Genomic DNA, 17,694 nt, shown 5'->3' with positions numbered 1-17,694 from the left:
CTCAGTTCCCGGCCTTCCGGAAGGGGAGGGCGGGCTGGATGATGCTCAGCCCCGTGTGCGCGTCGGCGGCCCGGGCGCGGCGCACCATCAGCGCCGGCAGCTCGCCCGCGCGCCGCCCCACCGCGACCTTCAAGTCCGCCAGCCGCTCCACGTGGCGCTTCGCCGGCACCGCATCCACCGCCAGCCGCACCAGCTCGCGCAGCGCTTCCTCCGCCACCTTCAGCGACTGCTCGGCGGCGATCGGATTGCGCCGCACCAGCGACTTCCACGCCGACGACTCGGCCGCCACCAGCTCCAACTCCGTCCCCACCGCGCGGATGAAGCGGCCCTCGGGGCTGTCGGGCAACACGCGCTGCACCGGCACCGCCACGCGCCGCGTGTCCCCATTCTCCGTCCACGTCGTCGTCACCCCGAGCGACCAGTCCGCCAGCTCCAGCCGCCCCGTGAAGAGCGCCCGGCGCGCGAACGCGTGCGAGAGCGAGCCCAGCCCCACGTTCAACGCATCTCCCTCCACCCGCGCCGTGTAGCGGTGACGGCACTGCAGCTCCGTGAAGCCCATCGGCTTCACGAACACGCGCGCGTCCGTCCCCACCTCGCCGAACAGCTCGGCCACCAGCGCCGCCGCCGCCACCGGCAGGCCCTCGGCGTCATCCACGTGCGTGAAGCCCGTGCCCGCGGGCGCCGTGAGCGCCTCGAGAATCTCCGGCAGGTAGTGCCGCCCCAGTCCCAGCGCGTGCAGCGTGATGCCTGACTCGGCCACCTTGGAGCCCAGCGTGCGGAAGTCCGCCAGCGAGCGCGGGCCCACCGAGGGCTCTCCGTCCGTGAGCATCAGCATCTTCGGCCGCGCCCCCGGAATGAACAGCCGGCGCACCGCCGCCGCCCCCGAGTCCACCGCCTCGTGCAGCGCCGTGCCCTCGCCGGCCTGCAACGCCGAGAGGCTCTCGGCGAGCTCCGTGCGCGCCTCCGCGTCCATCAGCCGCATCGGCACCAACTGCTCCGGCACCCCGTCGAACGCCATCAGCCCCAGGTAGTCCTTCGGCCCCGCGCGCTCGACGAGCAACTGCGCCGCCTCCACCGCCGCGGCCAACGGCGCGCCCCGCATGGAAGCACTCCGGTCCAACACCAGGTTCATCGCCACGGGTGCACGCGGCGCGTCCGACTCGGCCTCCACGGTGACGAGCAGATGTACATCCCGGCCGCGCTCACCATCGCGCTCGACCGCCCAGGCCGTCAGCTTCATTGCTTCATCCTCCGTGCGAGGCACGCTCGTGTGCCCCGGTACCGCCGCGTCCCCTCAGTATCGCCCCACTGGCCCCCACGGCCGCAACCCGAAGGCGCTCCCATTCCCACCGCTCGGCCACCGGACTCGCGGACACGCTCCCGGAATGCAGGACCCGGACACTCCGCGAACCCTCACGAGCGGGTCTCCTCCACCCCACCCGGCCCCGCTCCGGGCTCCCACACCACGCGCCCCTCCACCCGCTTCATCAAACCCACCGTCTCGGCGGGCAGCCCCGCCAGCAGCGCGGGAGACTGCGTGGCCACGAGCAGTTGGGTCTCGGTGGAAGCGCGCCGCAGCAGCCGGGCGAGCACCGGCAGCACGCGCGGGTGGAGTCCCAACTCGGGACCGTCGAGTCCCACCAGCGGCGCCTTCCGGGGCGACAGACACAGTGCCGCCAGGCACAGCAGGCGCAGCGTCCCGTCCGAGAGGTCCGCCAGCGTCAGCTCGCCCCCCGCGCCGGCCTCGCGCCACACGCCGAGCACGGTGCCCGGCCCGCCCCGGGGTTTGACCGAGAGCGAGTGGAAGGAGGGCCAGGCCTCGCGCAGGGTGGCCTCGAGCTCGCGCCAGCGCTCGGGGTGCTCCACCATCAGGTGGAAGAGCACGGCGCTCAGGTTGGCGCCATCCGCCGCCAGCAGGGGCTCGGGCTCCGAGAGCACGGGCCGCCGGAGGGCCGCGCTCCTCGACACGTCGAAGCCCGGGTAGAAGCGCCAGCCCGAGACGAACGCCCGGAAGCTGGCCACGGAGCGCAGGGCCGGCTCCAGCTCCCCGCGCAGCACGAGTCTGTCCGGAGGCAGCACATGGGACGCCGCGATCACCCGGGGCCGGGGCGCCGCCCAGCTCACCGTGCGGCTCATCCCCCGGCCATTCTCGAAATCCAAGAACGTGAACGACTCCGACTCCTGGCCGCTCGCGTCCGTCAGCACGCTGGCGAAGCGCTCGGAGGTGACGCGGGGGGCGCTCTCGGGACCGCCCAGGCCCAGCGAGTACCGGAAGGCGAGGCCGGAGCCGCTGGTGACGCGCAGGGACAGGTGGAGCCGCTCGGGCGCGCCGGCGTGGAACAGCCGCTGGCCGGTGCCGCGCGGGTCCACGCCCGGAGGCAGCGGATGCTCCACCGCGAAGGCGAGCAGCGCCAGGCAGTCGAGCAGCGAGGACTTGCCCGAGCCCGGCTCTCCCGTGAGGACCGTCAGGGCGCCGAGCCGCGCGTCGAGGCCCTCGAGCACGCGGTACCCATCCACGCGCAGGTGCGTGAGCCGGAGGGGCGCTTCCAGCGGGCCCTGGGCCGCGAGCCGCGCGCGCACCACCTCGAAGGGCTCCGTCTCCAGCACGGCCGGCGAGAGCTGGATGGCGTCGACGAGGCCTCCGTCCTCCCCGAAGAGCACCTCCGCGAGCTCCAGCTCCGGGGCGAACCGCTCCAGCGTGCGGGCCACCTCCACCTCTGGCAGGCCCGACAGCGCGCCGAGCTCCGCGGCCGTCCACGCCTTGCCGTGGTGGCGCTGGTAGGCCTCTTTCAGGGCGGGCAGCAGCCGGTCGAAGCGCGCGAGCTCCTCCTCGGGATGCACCGGGGGGACCGCTTCACTTGCGCTCGATTGGCTCGGAGAACCCACGTGGGGTCGAAGATACACGGAGCCGCGGATTCCATCCCCGGAACGGGTGCCAGGCACCGGCTCGACAGGGAGACGCGTCCCTCCGCGTCACACTCGCGCCCCCGCGTCGTGTCCTCTGGACGCGGGGGCCGTGGCACTACTCGGCGTCGTACCCGCCGTACGCTTCGTCCGCCCCCCACAACCGTCCGCCGGTCGTCACCCTCACCGGCATGATGGTTCCCGACTCATCGTCCTCACCGCCCGGAACCACGTAGGCCAGCCCCTCGTCGTCCAGGTACGTCGTGTCGTCGTGCACCATGGCTCCTCCTGGGCGCTCTTCGTGTGGCCTCAGGTCGCCGACCCGCGGGCTCGACGCCTCACACGCGCGCCCCCCTTTCGGTCACCTGGAGCCCACCCCATGTGGTGCCCCGTTCAACGCGTTGACCGATTTACCGTCCAGGTTGGCCATTGTGGGACGCCTTGTAAAGCCCTTGAGCTCCAAAGCAGCCAGGCCCGTCTGATAGTGCACGCCTGCTTGCTTTTACACTGTCCCTTGTGGCAGCCCGCCCGGAACGCCCCCTTCGAGGGCCCGGGCGGGCCGTGTTTTCAGCTCCGGCGCATCCGGGCCCGGCCGAGGGACGGCCAGGCGAGCAGGAGCAGGAGACCCAACAGCCCCGTCCCCTCCAGGTCCCTCAGGCCGAGCGAGGCGTCATGGCCCATCCGCCCAGATATCCCGGAGCATCACGGTGCCCTCGGGCGTGCCGTCCGTCTTCCAGGGCTCGCGGCCATGCACACCGTCATCTCCAGCGAAGAAGAAGGCGTTCTGGCTGGAGCCACTCATCCAGAAGAACGCGCCGGTGAAGTCTGGCGCGAAGGCACGCAGCTTCACGGTGCCTTCCACCGTCCCATCACTCGCCCACAGCTCGCGCGAGCGCGGCTCCGAGTACTTGAACGTGGAGAAGAGGGCCCGGGAGCCCACCCACCCCACGGGAACACACTCGGGAGAGTCGAAGCCCTCCCCCGGGAAGTTCGTGAGGCGCACGGTGCCCTCGGCCGTCCCATCGCTCCTCCACAGCTCGTACGAGAACGTCCAGGGATCGTTCCCGGACTCCATGGTCTGCGCGGTGAAGTAGACGAGGCCGTTGACGCCGAGCAGGAACTTCGGTTCGAACCACCAGTTCGCGGGCAGCCCGGAAGGCATCACGCGGACCGTGCCCACCCCGGTTCCATCGCTCTTCCAGAGGTGGGGCCCATGCGTCTCGTCATATCCGACGAAGAAGAGCGTCCCGCCCACCGCCGTCAGGTCCTCGAACGGCGAGAGGCTGTAGCCGGGAATGGAAGGCACGTTCGAGAAGACCTTCAGCAACACGGTGCCCCCGGGCGTCCCGTCGCTCTTCCACAGCTCGCGCGTGCTGGAGTCGCCCCATGACTGGAGGGTGAAGAAGAGCGTCCCGCCCACCCGCTCACTGTCGCGGACCTGGGGACCGGACATGGAGAGGGCTGTCAGCGGGACAGTGCCCTCGGGCGTCCCGTCGCTCTTCCACAACGCGGGCCCCGTCTCCCAATCCTCGGCGAGGAAGAAGAGCGTGCCGTCCACCTCCTTCAGCAGCTCGGCGACGTTGAGGCTCTTCAGCAACACGGTGCCCGCGGGCGTCCCGTCGCTCTTCCACAGGCCAGCGCCAGGGTAGGGATGGGGCACCGCCAGGAAGAGCGACCCGCCCGCGGGGGCGAACGCCATCACCTCGAGGGACTCGGCCTCGCTCCCCGTGAGCAGGGGCCGGGTTCCTCCCGGCGTCCCATCGCTCACCCAGAGCCGCTCACCCAGGCCATCGTTCGCGCGGAAATAGAGCCCGCCATCCCCCAGGACGAGCTGGTTCGGGCTGGAGCTTCCCCCGCCAGGGTTGATGTCCAGGACGAGCTGGGTCCCCGTGCTCGTCCCATCGCTCACCCACAGCTCACGCCCGTGGACCGCCTCGGTCGCGACGAAGAAGACCTTGTCGCCCGCCCACTGGAAGTACCACGGGTCGCTCTCCGGGGCGGCCGGAGGGATGGAGAGAGGCTGGGTGTCGCGCACCGTCCCGGGGGCCTCCTGGCCCACTTCCGAACAACCCGCCATCGCCGCCAGCACCACGGCCAGGCAGCCCACGCTTCCTCGAAAATGTCTCATCTGTCTGGATGTCCCCCCCAACGGAATGCCCTCCCCCTCGCTGGGGGAGCCCACCGGCCATGGGTCCGTCGGGAGGGGCACCGTGCGTGAAGCACGGTTGTACTGTCAACGTTGACCTGCCTGAGGTACGTGCGGGCTTCGTCCCGAGTAGAAACACTGCGGCACCTGCCCCGGACAGGTGCTTGATTCGCGAATCAACCTTGTTAGGGTTGCAGGGTGACAGCAGTGCCGCAGCGCGGCATCCGGTCCTCCCCACCGCGCCCCATCGCGAGGTTCACCGAACCGCCATGAGTCCCATCATTACAGGCCTCCTCCTCGCCGTCGGAGTCTCCCTCTTCGTCATGACCATGGCCGGGCGCATCGGCGTCCTGCTGGCGATGAAGCAGGAGAACCGGCTGGACAACCTCCCCCAGCGGGCCACCGCGCTGCTGAGCTTCGGCCTGGGGCAGAAACGCATGGTGGACCGGGAGGAGTTCACCCCGGGCCTCATGCACGTGTTCATCTTCGCGGCGTTCATGGTGCTGGCGCTGCGCACCATCATGATGTTCGTGATGGGCTTCTCCGAGACGGCCCTGGTGGTGCTCACCGACCTGACGGACCCCTTCTGGGGCTCGTACCCGGTGCTGCTCGACATCTACCGCGTCTACCTGCTGCTCAAGGACCTGGTGGCGGCCGGAGCGCTGCTGGGCGCGGCCTACTTCGTCTACATGCGCGCCAGCGTGAAGCCGGACCGCATGAGCCCCTCGTGGGAGGCCTACCTCATCCTCGGCTTCATCTCGGGGCTGATGGTGACGGAGTTCCTCTTCGGTGGCAGCCACATGGTGCCCCGCGAGCAGACGATGCCGCTGGCCACGAGCAACTTCGTGTGGTGGGAGCCGGTCACCAGCGTGGTGGGCATGGCCATGAAGCCGCTGGGCTGGACCGCGGCGCACGTGCTGGGCGTGGCGGGCTTCTGGATCCACCTCACCATCGTCCTGGCGTTCCTCAACTTCCTGCCCGTGGGCAAGCACTTCCACGTCATCACCGGCCTGTTCAACGTCTTCTTCCTGCGCCTGGGCCAGGGTCAGCGCAACACGCAGAGCGCGAAGCTGCCCACGCCCAACCTGGAGAAGGAGGAGTTCGGCGCGGCCACGGTGAAGGACCTCACCTGGAAGCAGGGCCTGGACCTGTACTCCTGTACCGAGTGCGGCCGCTGCCAGACGCACTGTCCCACGTACATCACGGGCAAGCCGCTCACCCACAAGGGCGTGAACCAGGACCTGAAGCACTGGATCTGGGAGCACGAGATGTGGGTGGAGGAGGGCCGGGGCCCGTCGGGCACGGTGGAGCCGCTGCCTGAAATCATCGGCAGCGCGCTGAAGGCGGAGACGGTGTGGGCGTGCACGAGCTGCGGCTGGTGCGAGACGGCGTGCCCGGTGTTCATCGAGAACGTGCCGCGGCTCATCGACATGCGCCGCTACCAGGTGCAGGTGAAGGCGGAGTTCCCGGCGGAAATCCAGCGCGTGTTCGAGGGAATCGAGCGCCAGGGCAACCCCTGGGGCCTGGGGCAGGACCGGCGCGACGAGTGGGCGGAGGATCTGGCGCTGCCCACGTGGGGTGACGGCGGGACGTACGAGTACCTCTTCTTCGTGGGCTGCGCGGGCAGCTACGACGACAAGCAGAAGAAGGTGAGCCGGGCGCTGGTGAAGATCATGCGCGAGGCGGGGGTGAGCTTCGCGACGCTGTCCAAGCAGGAGATGTGCAACGGCGACACGGCGCGGCGCCTGGGCAACGAGTACCTGTACCAGACGATGGCCAAGACGAACGTCGAGAGCTGGAACGCGATGGGCGTCAAGGCGGTGATTACGCAGTGCCCGCACTGCTTCAACACCATCAAGAACGAGTACCCGGAGTTCGGCGGCGAGTACCGGGTCATCAACCACACGCAGCTCATCAACGAGCTGCTGAAGGACAAGCGCATCAAACTGTCCGCGGTGATGAACCAGAAGCTGACGTACCACGACCCGTGCTACCTGGGCCGGCACAACGGGGTGTACGACGCGCCGCGCGAGGTGTTGAAGTCGATTCCGGGGCTCGAGGTGGTGGAGATGCAGCGCAGCGGGCGCGAGGGCTTCTGCTGCGGCGCGGGTGGCGGGCGGATGTGGATGGAGGAGCACATCGGCACGCGCATCAACCACAACCGGTTGAACGAGGCGGCGCTGACGCTCAAGCACGCGGAGGACCCCAGCACGCTGTACCCGGACGCGACGGACAGGAAGAAGCCGGGCCTGGTGGGCGAGTACAAGGAGCCGGGCGGCAAGGGGATTGTCGCGGTGGCGTGCCCGTTCTGCTCGACGATGCTGAACGACGCGGTGAACGACACGGGCCGCGAGGAGCGCATCAAGGTGAAGGACATCACCGAGCTGGTGGCGGATGCGCTGGAGGTGAAGCAGGGAACGGGCACGGTGGCGCCGGGCGCCGTCGTGAACGCCAAGCCCGAGTAGACACCCCACCCAGCAGCACCCCAGGTTGAAACAAGAAGGCCCGGAGACCCGAAGCAAGGGTCCCGGGCCTTCGTGCATCAGGAGCGAAGCTCAGATGCCGCCGTAGGAGGGCTCCTGGGCGCCCGGAACCACGAGGGTCCCCGCGCCGGTGGAGGCGATGCTGATGCGGTAGACGTTGTCATTGCCGCCCGAGTTGGACAGGAAGGCCACCTCGGTGTTGCCGCGCCAGCTGGGCCAGGTGTCCTGGACGCCGGACTCCCCCGTGTGCGACGTCAGCTGCGCCACGCTGGTGAGCGTCTGCCCGAGCTGTCCCACGAAGATCTGCGTGCCGCTGCTGGTGCGCCCATCGAAGGCCACCTTGGTGCCGTCCGGCGACACCGCGGGGCGAGTCGCCACCACCTGCGCCGTGTTGCCCAGGTTGAAGGAGACGACGTCGACGGAGCCGGTCGCCACGCCCACCTTCACGAGGAAGTTGAGCTGGCTGGTGGTGTAGCCGGCCGAGGCGAGCACGTACTGGCCATCCGGGTAGTAGGAGGCGGCGCCGTAGACGTAGGGGCTGCCGTTGGTGAGGAGCTGGAAGCTGCTGCCGTCCGCGTTCACCCGGGCGAGCTTCGCGTAGCCGCCCTGGTCCAGGGTGAAGACGATGGTGCTGCCGCTGGGGTTGAAGGTGGGGAAACGGAAGTTGCTGCAACCCGAGCAGGCGGTGCTGGCGCTGGAGAACACCGTGGAGGGCTGGCCCGTGCCCGTGGTGGGCACCGTGCGAATCTCCGACGCGGAGCCGGAGCGGAACACGAAGGCCACCGAGCGTCCGTTGCGCGACACCGTGGGGTAGTACGCGTTGCCCTGCGTGGTGAGCTGCAGCGGGGAGTTGGGGTCCCCGTTGTCGTCCACCGCGAACAGGTTGCGGCCGCTGGTGCCGGGGCGCACGAAGACGAAGCCGCGGCTGAAGGTGCCACCCGCGCCACCACCACCACCGCCATCCGGGTCCAGCGTGAAGCCATCACACCCCGACAGGCCCACCACCGCCGCCAACCCGAGAATCCGCAACAGCTTCATACGCTCGTGCTCCTGTTTCTTCCGGCCCCGCGCATGGAGACGTCCATGCGGGCGCGGCATTCAAACACGAGTGGGGAGCGGACGCGCGCGGACGGCCGGCGCGGCTAGCGGTTGAGCTTGTTCAGCTCGTTGCGGCAGTTGTTGCACAACGACATCTGCTTGCGATCGCAGTCCTGTGGCGTCTGGGCGAAGAACATCACACACCGGGCGTCCTCGCAGTAGGACAGGCCCAGCAGGTGCCCCGCCTGGTGCACGGCCTCCACCTGGAGCCGGCGCCGCAGTTGCTCACCGTCCGCGCCCTGCCGCAGGCGGAACAGGCTCATCACCGCGCTCTTGGACTCCCGGTCCGCCTCACCCAGCACGAAGGGGGAGTCCGGCACGAAGAGGTCCACGTCCGTGACGCCCAGCACCATGGACTGCCCGGGCTCCAGCATCCCCGCCAGCCGGCGCATGATGGCGTTGCAGTGGTACTGGCTCCGGTCCTTGTTGAAGGCGTAGGCCGGCGCCGGCAGCGAGGCCTTGCTCACCACCGAGGCGAGGCCGAGCTGCAGGGAGATGGGGCCTTCCAGCTCCTTCAGGAGCACCGGGGTGGGGCTCCCCATGGGGACCAGCAGGAGCACCTTCTGCGGCTGCGGCATCGGTCCACCGTCCTCGAGGGAAGAAGGGTGGCTGGGGCGCAAGGATTCGAACCTTGATGATCAGATTCAAAGTCTGACGTCCTGCCTTTAGACGACGCCCCAGCAAGATCGCACGGTTACAGCTCGACACTGGATTGTATGCCATCCAGTTGCGGCCGGAAACATTTCCGTACATCGGTTGGCTGGAAGACAGCGGGGAGGGCGGGCGGCCGCCCCGATGTCGACCGTCCTTCACGCCGGGTATGAGCCGGCGGGCGGGGGATGGGGCCAGGGGGAGGGGCCGGGCACGTAGGTGCCCAGGGGGGAGGCGGGCAGCTCCAGGACGAAGGTGGCCCCCTCGCCCGGCTGGCTGGTGGCATGGATGGTGCCGCCATGGGCCTCGACAATCCGCCGGGTGAGGAAGAGGCCGAGCCCCAGGCCGCCATACTCCCGCGAGGGCACCGCCCGCTCGAAGCGGCCGAAGATGCGCTCCAGGGCCTCCGGGGTGACACCGATGCCCTGGTCCTCCACCACGAGCCGGGCCGTGCCGTCCCACTGGGACACCTGGAGCCGGATGGGCCGGCCCCCCCCGAACTTCACGGCATTGCCCAACAGGTGGCCCAGGGCCTGCTCCAGCCGCTCCCGGTCCCACATGCCGGTGACGTGCGGCTGGAGGGACAGCACCACCTCGCAACCGGCGCGCCCCAGTTCCTCGGAGAAACGCTCCACCACGTCCTGGACCAGCGAGCCGAGCTCCACCGGCTCACGCTCCAGGGGCAACCGGCCGGTGTTGAGGCGCCCCACATCCAGCAGACCCTCCACCAGCCGCCCCAGGCGCGACACCTGCCGGGACACCGCCTGGAAGCGCGCGAGGACGGACTCACCGGCGGCCCCCTGGCGCAACGGGCGTTGCAGGTTCTGCAGCTGGAGCTTGAGCGCGGTGACCGGGGTGCGCAGCTCGTGGGCCGCGACGGTGATGAACTCGTCCCGTACTTGGATGGCGGACTGGAACTGTCCGAGCAGGTGCGCGTTCTCCACCGCGAGCGCGCAGTGGTGGGCCAGGTCCTCGGCGAAGGCCATCGCCCGCGAGCGGGCCACGTGGGTGTGCCCGGCCCGCACCAGCGCCAGACCGCCCAGCAGACGGCCCTGGTGCTGGATGCGCGCCAATACCGAGGCGCCCTCGGGACCGAGCCGGCGCCGGGAGGGCTCGGACAGCTGGAGGATGTCCTCTCGCAGCCGCCCCTCCGCTTCCTCCGAGAGCCCCAGCCGCGCCGCCGGGACGAGCCTCCCGTCCTCCTCCAACAGCCACACGGCGAAGCCGGAGAACAGCTCCGGCACGAGGAGCCGGGCCACACGCGGCAGCGTCTCCCGGGGCTCGAGCGACTCGGCGAGCACCGCGCCGGACTCGGCCAGCAGCCGCTGCTGCCGCTCCACGCGCCGGCGGTCACATGCCATGGCGGCGAGGATGAGGGTGGAGAGGGCCGCCACGGCGAGGAAGAGCTGCACGGAGATGACCCGCTCCGGGAGCGTGGCGTCCATCACCCCGAAGGGCCCGCGCCGGGCCGCGGTGTGCCAGACGGCGAAAGTCCCCAGCACCATGGCGGCGGTGGCCGCCCCCCGGGGGCCCAGCCGCAGCGCCGCCCCGAGGACGAAGGGCAGGCACAGGTAGGGCAGCGACATGAGGATGCCCCGGGGCTCGGGCAGGCCGAAGGCGAGATGGGCCACGAGCGCCAGCAGCATCATCATCCCCACCAGCTCCACGCCCTCCAGCTGGCGGCGGGGCACGGGGCGCGGAGCGCTCCAGGTGAGCAGCAGGGGGGCGAACAGCACCGCCCCCAGCCCATCCGAGAGGTACCAGCCCACCCAGCCGCGCCAGAAGTCCCCGGAGCTCAGCGGCTCCGGGCCGAGGAGCGCCACGGCCCCCATTCCCAGGGTGGCGCTGGGCAGGGGACCGAGCAGCCCTCCCGCGAGGAGCAGCGCGACCACTTCCCGGGGCCGGGAGAACGTCACCGGCCCGTCCAGCCAGCGCCGCATCAGCCCGGCCCCCACCACCGTGCGCAGACAGTTGCCCAGTCCCCAGAGAAGGGCCATGTCCCAGGGGTCTCCATAGAGGGGCACCAACATGGCTTCCGCGGCGAAGACGGCGGCCAGGTACACGGGCCAGCGGCGCGGGGCCGCACGCAGGAAGACGGCGAGCGTCAACCCGCTGGGGAGCCACACCGAGGCGCTCTCCAGGGGCGGGAAGACGAAGAAGGCACTGAGCGCCTTCAACCCGCAGAAGGCGGCGAAGAGCAGCAAGGCACGGCCCCACACCTCCGCCCGAGACTCGCCCGCCCTGTCCCGTCCCATTTCCACCATCGAGTCATCCCCGGAAATAAAGGTATGCATGCGCTACATCCAGAAGCACTTCCGAGGAATCCCGACGCATGAAGCCCGGCATCTATCTGGCCCATAAACCGGTGGGCGCCACCAGCTTCACCCTGGTGCAGGCACTCATGGGCGAAGTGGAGGCGGCGGGCCTCACGCGCAAACAACTTCCCGTCTGCCATGGCGGCACGCTCGACCCATTCGCGGAGGGCCTGCTGCTGCTGCTCGCGGGCCCGGCCACACACTTGATGGACCTGCTGCATGCCGTGCCGAAGACCTACGAGGCCGAGGTCATCTGGGGCGTGGAGACGGACAACGGAGACCTGCTCGGCCAGGTCACCCATGAAGGTGATACGTCTGTCCTGTCGGACAATATTCTGGACGCCGCGCTCGCTCCCTTCCTCGGTTGGAGGGAGCAGGTGCCACCCGCCACCAGCGCCAAGAAGATAGGCGGCGAGCCCGCGTACAAGAAGGCCCACCGGGGCGAGGCCGTGGAGCTTCCTCCCTCTCGCGTCTATCTCCACGAGGCGCGCTGGCTCTCGCATGAGCTGCCCCGCCGCAGCCGCCTGCGCATCACCTGCCGCGGTGGCTACTACGTGCGAGCGCTCGCGCGGGACCTCGGCCGGGCGCTCGGTTGTGGGGCGCACTTGTCGCGGCTGCACCGTACCGCCATCGGCCCGTGGGAGGACCCGGGCCCGGGAGGGCGCGTCTGGCTGCATGGCCCCGCGGTGCTGCCCTGGTGTTCTTCCCGCGCCATCGCGGGCGACGAGGTGAACGACCTCAAGCACGGGCGCTCCATCCCCCTCGGAGAAGTGCGGCCCCCGGACTGGCGCCTGCCCGAGGGGTTCCCGGATCCGGAAGCCCCCGTGCTCGCCCTGCAGCGCGGCCGGCTGGTGGCATTGCTGCGTGAACAGGAGGGTGCGCTGCGAACCACTACCCCCCTGTGGCCCGGGGTGTAATGCGCGCCTATCCCCTCGCCCTCCGGGAGCTGATCATTAGTCACATCTCCAGCGCCCCCTCGGAGCGCCCCTCTGGGAGATGCTTGGTTGCTTGCTCCGCCCAAGGGGATTCTCCGAGGGAGAAATGAGGGGCAGTCCAGATGTGACTAATGATCAGCTCCGGGAGAGGGTCAGGGTGAGGGTGCCTGTCCCTGTTCTTCAACCCGTGGCCCACCTTGGGGACAGGGGGTTCAACCTGGGATTCGTGGCACCCTCACCCCGTCCCTCTCCCGAGGGGAGAGGGGAGATTCAGCGCCTCGGATTCACGTACCAGCCCGGCACAACCCAGCCGGGTGAAGCCTTCCACTGCCTGCCGTGTGGCCTCCTCGCGCTCGGGGCTCCCCGGCGCCGAGGCCCGCGCCAACTCGAGCCAGGCCATCGCCTCGTCATAGGGCATGCCCATCTCGCGGGCCAGCCGCGCGCTCCGCTTCCACGCCGAGCGCGCCCGCCACTGGTGCCCCAACAACCAATGCATCCGCCCCGTGCAGCGCAACGCCACCGCCCCCGACAGGGGGAATCGGACCGCGAAGGACGACAGCCGCGCGCACGCCCGCTTCGCCTCCTCGGCCACGGGTGGCGGCTTCTGTCCGGGCACCCGCTCCCGCTCCCACAGCGCCAGGTACACCCGCGCCGCGCCCTCGTACCCGTGGCTCTCCGTGTACAGCATCGGCGGGAAGCGCCTCGCCAGCTCCATCACCTTGTCCGCCTCGTCGCGCGCCCGCTCCCACTCCTCCCGCTGCAGGTACGCCATCCCCAGCAGCCCGCCACAGATGATGTGCGAGAGCGGATCATGCTTCCCCTTCAGCATCCCCACCGCCTCGCGCAACAACGGCATCGCCTCGTCCAGCCGGCCGAGCACCAACAGGCTGCGCGCCATGGTGTACGCGCTCCACACCTCGTGCTGGAAATGTCCCCGCTTGTGGGCGGACTCACGGATGCTCGCGAAGCGCGCCAGCGCCGCCTCGAAACGCCCCGTGTAGTAGTCCACGTGCCCCAGCAGCACCTCGGACAGCTCGAACTCGCCCTTGTCTCCCAGCCGCAGCAACACCCGCTGCGCCTCGCTCGCCTTGGCCGCGGCCGGCTCCCAGCGCGCGAAGCACGAGTGGTACATGGACTCGACGATGAGCCCGAAGGCCGTGGCGCTCGGATCCTCCAGCAGCTGCCCCTCGCCCTGGGCGCGGCGGAAGTAGGCACGCGCCAGCGGGTGCAACCGTCCCATGCCCACGATGGAGCCGAGCTGCCCGTACAACCGCAGCATCTCCGCGTCGCGGCCCGCGCGCTCGGCCAGGTTCACCGCCAGCAGCGCGGTGGCCACCATGCGCATCGGGTCATAGCGCCAGTAGTAGCACTCGGCCAGCCGCGTCGCCGCGAGCGCCGAGGCCCCCAGCAACACGCGCGTCTGCCGGTCCTCCTCGCGCACCCACTTCCGGGGCAGCACCAGGTGCAGCACCTGCCGCACCACCTGCGTCAGGATGAAGCGCCCCAACCCTCCCTGCGTCTCCGGCAACGGCCGGCCCAGCTCCGCCAGGGCCTGCTGACCGTGCGAGATGCAGGCCTCGAAGTCCGACAGGCCGTGCATGGCCTCGGCCAGCAGCCGCTCCCAACGCGCGCGCCGGCTCGGGTCCACGCGCACGCCCGTGTCCTGCCCGCGCCGCACCTCCAGCTCCAGCGCCCGGCGCAGGTAGCCCGAGGCCTCCAGGTTCGAGCCCGCGTGCAGCGCGTGCGCCCCCGCCTTCTCCAGGTACTCGAAGGTCCACACGTCGTCCTGGGCGAGCTCGAAGTGGTGCGCCAGCACGGGGTAGAGCGCTGGGGGCACGCCCTCCTCCACGTGGTGCTCCTCCAGCGCCATGGCCGCCGCGCGATGCAGGGGCCGGCGCCGCTCGGGGAGGATGCCCTCGTAGGCGATCTCCCTCAGCTTGTCGTGGACGAAGCGCAGCCACCCGCCGCCCGCGTCCTCCAGCACGTGCCGCGCGCGCAGCTCCTCCAGCGCCTCCAGCTCCTGCAAATCTCCCAGCCCGGCGGCCACCGCCAGCACGTCCGCGTCCAGCTCGCGGCCCAGCACCGACGCCACCTCCAGCAGGCCGCGCGCCTCCGAGCCCAGGCCGTCCAGCCGCCGGCCCACCAGGTCGTGCAACACGCCGGGCAGCGGCAGCTCCTCGTGCAGCCGCTCCAGGGCATCTCCCCCCGCCGCCACCTGCCACCGGCCGAACACATCCCGGAAGAGCAGCCGCTCGTCGATGGCCGTGCGCAGGTACTCGGCCACGAAGAAGGGGTTGCCCGCCGAGCGCGTCGTCAGGAAGCGCACGAAGGAGTCCGGCGGCGAGGGCAGCGCCAGCATGTCCTCCACCATCCGCGCCACCATGGACTCATCCAACTGCACCAGCGCCCGGTGCGTCACGCCCGGCGCGGCCAGGAGCAGCCGCAGCGCCGCGTCCAGCTCCTCGCTGCGGTAGGTGCCCACCACGAACACGTGCGACTCGCCGAGGAAGCCGGCCTGCAGGTAGTCCAGCACGCCCAGCGACAGCTCATCGGCCCACTGCAGGTCGTCGATGACGAGCAGCACGGGCTCCTTCTCGCAGAAGGCGGCGAGCGTCTCGGCCAGGCACCGCATGACACGCTCGCGCGCGGCCTGCGGAGGAAGCCGGGGAGGCTCGGGCCGGGTGTCCTGTCCGGGCAGATCCGCCAGCGCGGGCTCGTAACGGGCCAGCACCCGCCCCCGCGCGCCCAGCAGCCGCTCCGTCTCCTCGAAACCCAGGTGCCGGCACTCGTCGGCAATGGCCTGCAGCAACGGCTTGAAGGCATGCAACGGCTCACCGTACAGCTGCTCGCCCGTGCCCGTTCCGGAGACCGGAAGACAACCGCCGGTGACGACGCGCACCGCCGTCCGGCTGGCGGTCACCGCGCACTCCATCACCACGCGCGTCTTGCCCGCGCCGCTCTCGCCGCCGATCAGCAGACACCCGCCATTGCCGTCGCGGGCCATCGCCAGCCGCTGCTCCATCTCCAGGAGGAGCTGCTGCCGGCCCACGAACTCCGGCCGGTAGAGGTACGGCCGAGGAGCGCCCACGGGCGGCCGGGGCAGATCCTCCGCATCGAGCCCGGCGAGCACGGCGGCCACGTCCGCGGCGTAACCGACGCGCTCACGGGGCACCTTCGCCAGCATGCGCTGCACCAGGGCATCCAGCTCCGGCGGCACGCCCTTCACCCACTCGGAGAGCTGGTAGGCCTGCTCCTGCAGGTGCCGCCGCAGCACCTCCCAGCCCGAGCCCGGGAAGGGCGGCTGCCCCACCACCAGCTCATGGAGGATGCAGCCCAACGAATAGAGGTCCGCCCTCGCATCCACCAGGCCGCCCTTGATCTGCTCGGGGGCCATGTAGACGTAGGAGCCCTCCATGCTGCCGGAGACGTCGAGCGACTCGCGGCCCAGCGGCCCTCCGAAGGCGGAGGCCAGCCCGAAGTCCACCAGCACCGGCGTGCCGTCCGGGCGGATGACGATGTTCTCCGGCTTGAGGTCGCGGTGGACGATGCCCTCGCCATGCAGGAAGGCGAGCGCGGAACACAGGCGGCGCACCAGGGTGAGCACCTCGCCCAACCGCTCCAGGGCCGCCTCGCGCCGCTGCTCCATGGGAGGTGGCCCGAAGGGACGGAACGAGACGCCCGTGGAGCCCGTGACGCTCGGGGCCTGGGGCGCGGAGACGACCTGGGTGATGACGTCCGTGGTGGTGCCGGGACTCCGCTTCCACAGCTCGTCGATGTAGCGCCGGAGGGTGAGCCCCTCGAGCAGCTCCATGGCGTACCAGGGCAGCCCGTCCTGCACGCCCTCGGCGACCACGCGCACCACGCCCGGGTGCTGGATGCGCCGCAGCGCGTGGATCTCCCGGCGGATGCCGCGCAGCATGGCCGCCTCGGGCACCCGCACCGTCTTGAGGGCAGCCCGCTCCCCCGTCTCGTCGTGACACGCGCGGTACACGACCCCCATCCCCCCCGAGCTCAACTTCCCCAGGAGGCGGTAGGGACCGATCCTTCCCTGCTCCAACTCCTGGAGCTCCGCGGCCGACATGGTCGTCCAGGAGACTCGCACGGTTCGGTGTACCCCTCCAAACAGACGGCCTTCCGAGAGGAGCGAACGCCTGTCCGCCCGCCTGGAGCGGGTTCCAGAATGGGATGACCTTTCAAGTCACATCAAACATCCCACCGTGACGCATCCGTTACATGGGACCCCTCCGTCACGAATCGAGCGCGAATCGTCACGCCGTGACGCGGCCGTGAGATGCGCGCGAGACGGGCGTGACGCACGGCGTGACGAACTGTTGCGGGGGCTGCACGTGGCTGAAACGTGACGTCGCTATACGGCTGGACGTCATGTTCGAGACCTACGACAGCGCCACCGACGTGCAGTCCGCCCGGCGGTTCGCGCTCTCGGGCGTCGCCTCCCTCGGGATGTGCGCCCTGATCGGAATCACCGCGGTGGCCGTGGGCAACCAGGTGAGGGAAGTCATCAAGGAGAAGAAGGTGGACGTGGTGTTCCGTCCTCCGCCTCCGCCCACCCCGGTGGTCGAGGTGAAGCCGGCCCCGCCGCCCCCTCCCCCGCCGCCGAAGCCCAAGGCGAAGCCGGCGCCTCCGCCGCCCACCGTCGCCGCGCCCGCGGCCATGGTGGCGCCCAAGGAGATTCCGGTGGAGAAACCGCCCGAGGCCGACGCGGAGAACGCCGTGGCCGCCGCCCCCGTCGCAGTGGGAGGCACGGGCCAGCTCGTCGCGGGCGCCATCCTCACGGGCGTGGACAGCCCCGGCGTGGCCGGTGGCTCGCTGCGCCCCAGGCCCATCAACCTCCCCGAGTCCGCCACGCCGCCCAAGGAGCTCAGCTCCAACCTGCTGCCCGAGTTCCCCTCCGACATGAGGGCCAAGGGCCAGGAGGGCATGGTCATCCTGAAGATCGTCGTCGAGGCGGACGGCCGCGTCAGCAACGTCAAGGTGATGCGCGGTGAGGAGCCCTTCGTGGGCGCCGCCCTCGCCGCGGTGCGCACCTGGCGCTACGAGCCCGCGCTCGTGGACGGCCAGCCCACCGCCGTCTTCCGCATCGTGAAGGTCCCCTTCCGTCTCAAGTAGCGAGCCTTTTTCGTCTCACCCGCCGGAGCCCCCCA

The 17,694-nt window shown here is 70.4% G+C and carries 11 protein-coding genes and 1 tRNA gene; 3 read left to right on the top strand and 9 right to left on the bottom strand.

Annotation, left to right across the window (positions count from 1 at the left end):
• Window position 1: 1 nt before the first annotated feature.
• From BO221_RS39400 to BO221_RS39390, 4 genes are all read right to left on the bottom strand, one after another.
• Window positions 2-1,240 (bottom strand): VWA domain-containing protein, encoded by a 1,239-nt coding sequence (locus BO221_RS39400; protein WP_073566075.1) that lies wholly within the window; start codon window positions 1,238-1,240, stop codon window positions 2-4.
• 173 nt (window positions 1,241-1,413) lie between these two features.
• The gene (locus BO221_RS39395; protein ID WP_073566074.1) at window positions 1,414-2,841 is read right to left on the bottom strand and encodes an AAA family ATPase; all 1,428 of its coding nucleotides are present in this window, start codon (window positions 2,839-2,841) and stop codon (window positions 1,414-1,416) included.
• Between the two features lie 181 nt (window positions 2,842-3,022).
• Window positions 3,023-3,184 carry a hypothetical protein gene (locus BO221_RS55625; RefSeq protein WP_198956278.1) on the bottom strand — a complete coding sequence of 54 codons (162 nt, stop codon included), beginning with the start codon at window positions 3,182-3,184 and terminating at the stop codon, window positions 3,023-3,025.
• A 390-nt stretch (window positions 3,185-3,574) separates the two neighbouring features.
• Window positions 3,575-5,032: an ELWxxDGT repeat protein gene (locus tag BO221_RS39390; RefSeq protein WP_083682128.1), complete on the bottom strand. Its 1,458-nt coding sequence runs from the start codon at window positions 5,030-5,032 to the stop codon at window positions 3,575-3,577.
• Between the two features lie 287 nt (window positions 5,033-5,319).
• On the opposite strand from BO221_RS39390, the gene BO221_RS39385 reads away from it, so the two are divergent.
• Entirely contained in the window at window positions 5,320-7,515 is a 2,196-nt protein-coding gene (locus BO221_RS39385) for a (Fe-S)-binding protein (RefSeq protein ID WP_073566072.1), read from the top strand.
• A gap of 90 nt (window positions 7,516-7,605) precedes the next feature.
• Here the strand turns inward: BO221_RS39385 and BO221_RS39380 are convergent, their stop codons facing one another.
• From BO221_RS39380 to BO221_RS39365, 4 genes are all read right to left on the bottom strand, one after another.
• On the bottom strand, window positions 7,606-8,571 hold the full coding sequence (locus BO221_RS39380; protein WP_073566071.1) for a PD40 domain-containing protein: 966 nt from the start codon (window positions 8,569-8,571) through the stop codon (window positions 7,606-7,608).
• 104 nt (window positions 8,572-8,675) lie between these two features.
• Complete coding sequence (locus BO221_RS39375; RefSeq protein ID WP_073566070.1) at window positions 8,676-9,209, bottom strand: non-proteolytic archaemetzincin-like protein; 534 nt, start codon at window positions 9,207-9,209, stop codon at window positions 8,676-8,678.
• A gap of 28 nt (window positions 9,210-9,237) precedes the next feature.
• Window positions 9,238-9,311, bottom strand: a tRNA-Gln gene (locus BO221_RS39370).
• Between the two features lie 129 nt (window positions 9,312-9,440).
• Entirely contained in the window at window positions 9,441-11,576 is a 2,136-nt protein-coding gene (locus BO221_RS39365) for an MASE1 domain-containing protein (RefSeq protein ID WP_083682125.1), read from the bottom strand.
• Between the two features lie 38 nt (window positions 11,577-11,614).
• Between BO221_RS39365 and truB the strand changes: the two genes are divergently transcribed.
• The gene (truB, locus tag BO221_RS39360) at window positions 11,615-12,514 is read left to right on the top strand and encodes a tRNA pseudouridine(55) synthase TruB (RefSeq protein ID WP_073566068.1); all 900 of its coding nucleotides are present in this window, start codon (window positions 11,615-11,617) and stop codon (window positions 12,512-12,514) included.
• A 253-nt stretch (window positions 12,515-12,767) separates the two neighbouring features.
• Here truB and BO221_RS39355 read toward each other — a convergent pair whose 3' ends face one another.
• Window positions 12,768-16,634, bottom strand: coding sequence for a serine/threonine-protein kinase PknK (locus BO221_RS39355; protein WP_143195948.1), 3,867 nt, complete (start codon window positions 16,632-16,634; stop codon window positions 12,768-12,770).
• A gap of 281 nt (window positions 16,635-16,915) precedes the next feature.
• On the opposite strand from BO221_RS39355, the gene BO221_RS39350 reads away from it, so the two are divergent.
• The gene (locus tag BO221_RS39350) at window positions 16,916-17,659 is read left to right on the top strand and encodes an energy transducer TonB (RefSeq protein WP_073566057.1); all 744 of its coding nucleotides are present in this window, start codon (window positions 16,916-16,918) and stop codon (window positions 17,657-17,659) included.
• Window positions 17,660-17,694: the final 35 nt, after the last annotated feature.

Origin of the sequence: Archangium sp. Cb G35 (assembly GCF_001896145.1) — a bacterium.
Taxonomy (GTDB): Bacteria; Myxococcota; Myxococcia; order Myxococcales; family Myxococcaceae; genus Archangium; species Archangium violaceum.
The sequence above is the reverse complement of the archived record's forward strand: the minus strand, read 5'-3'. Positions and strand labels throughout refer to the sequence as shown.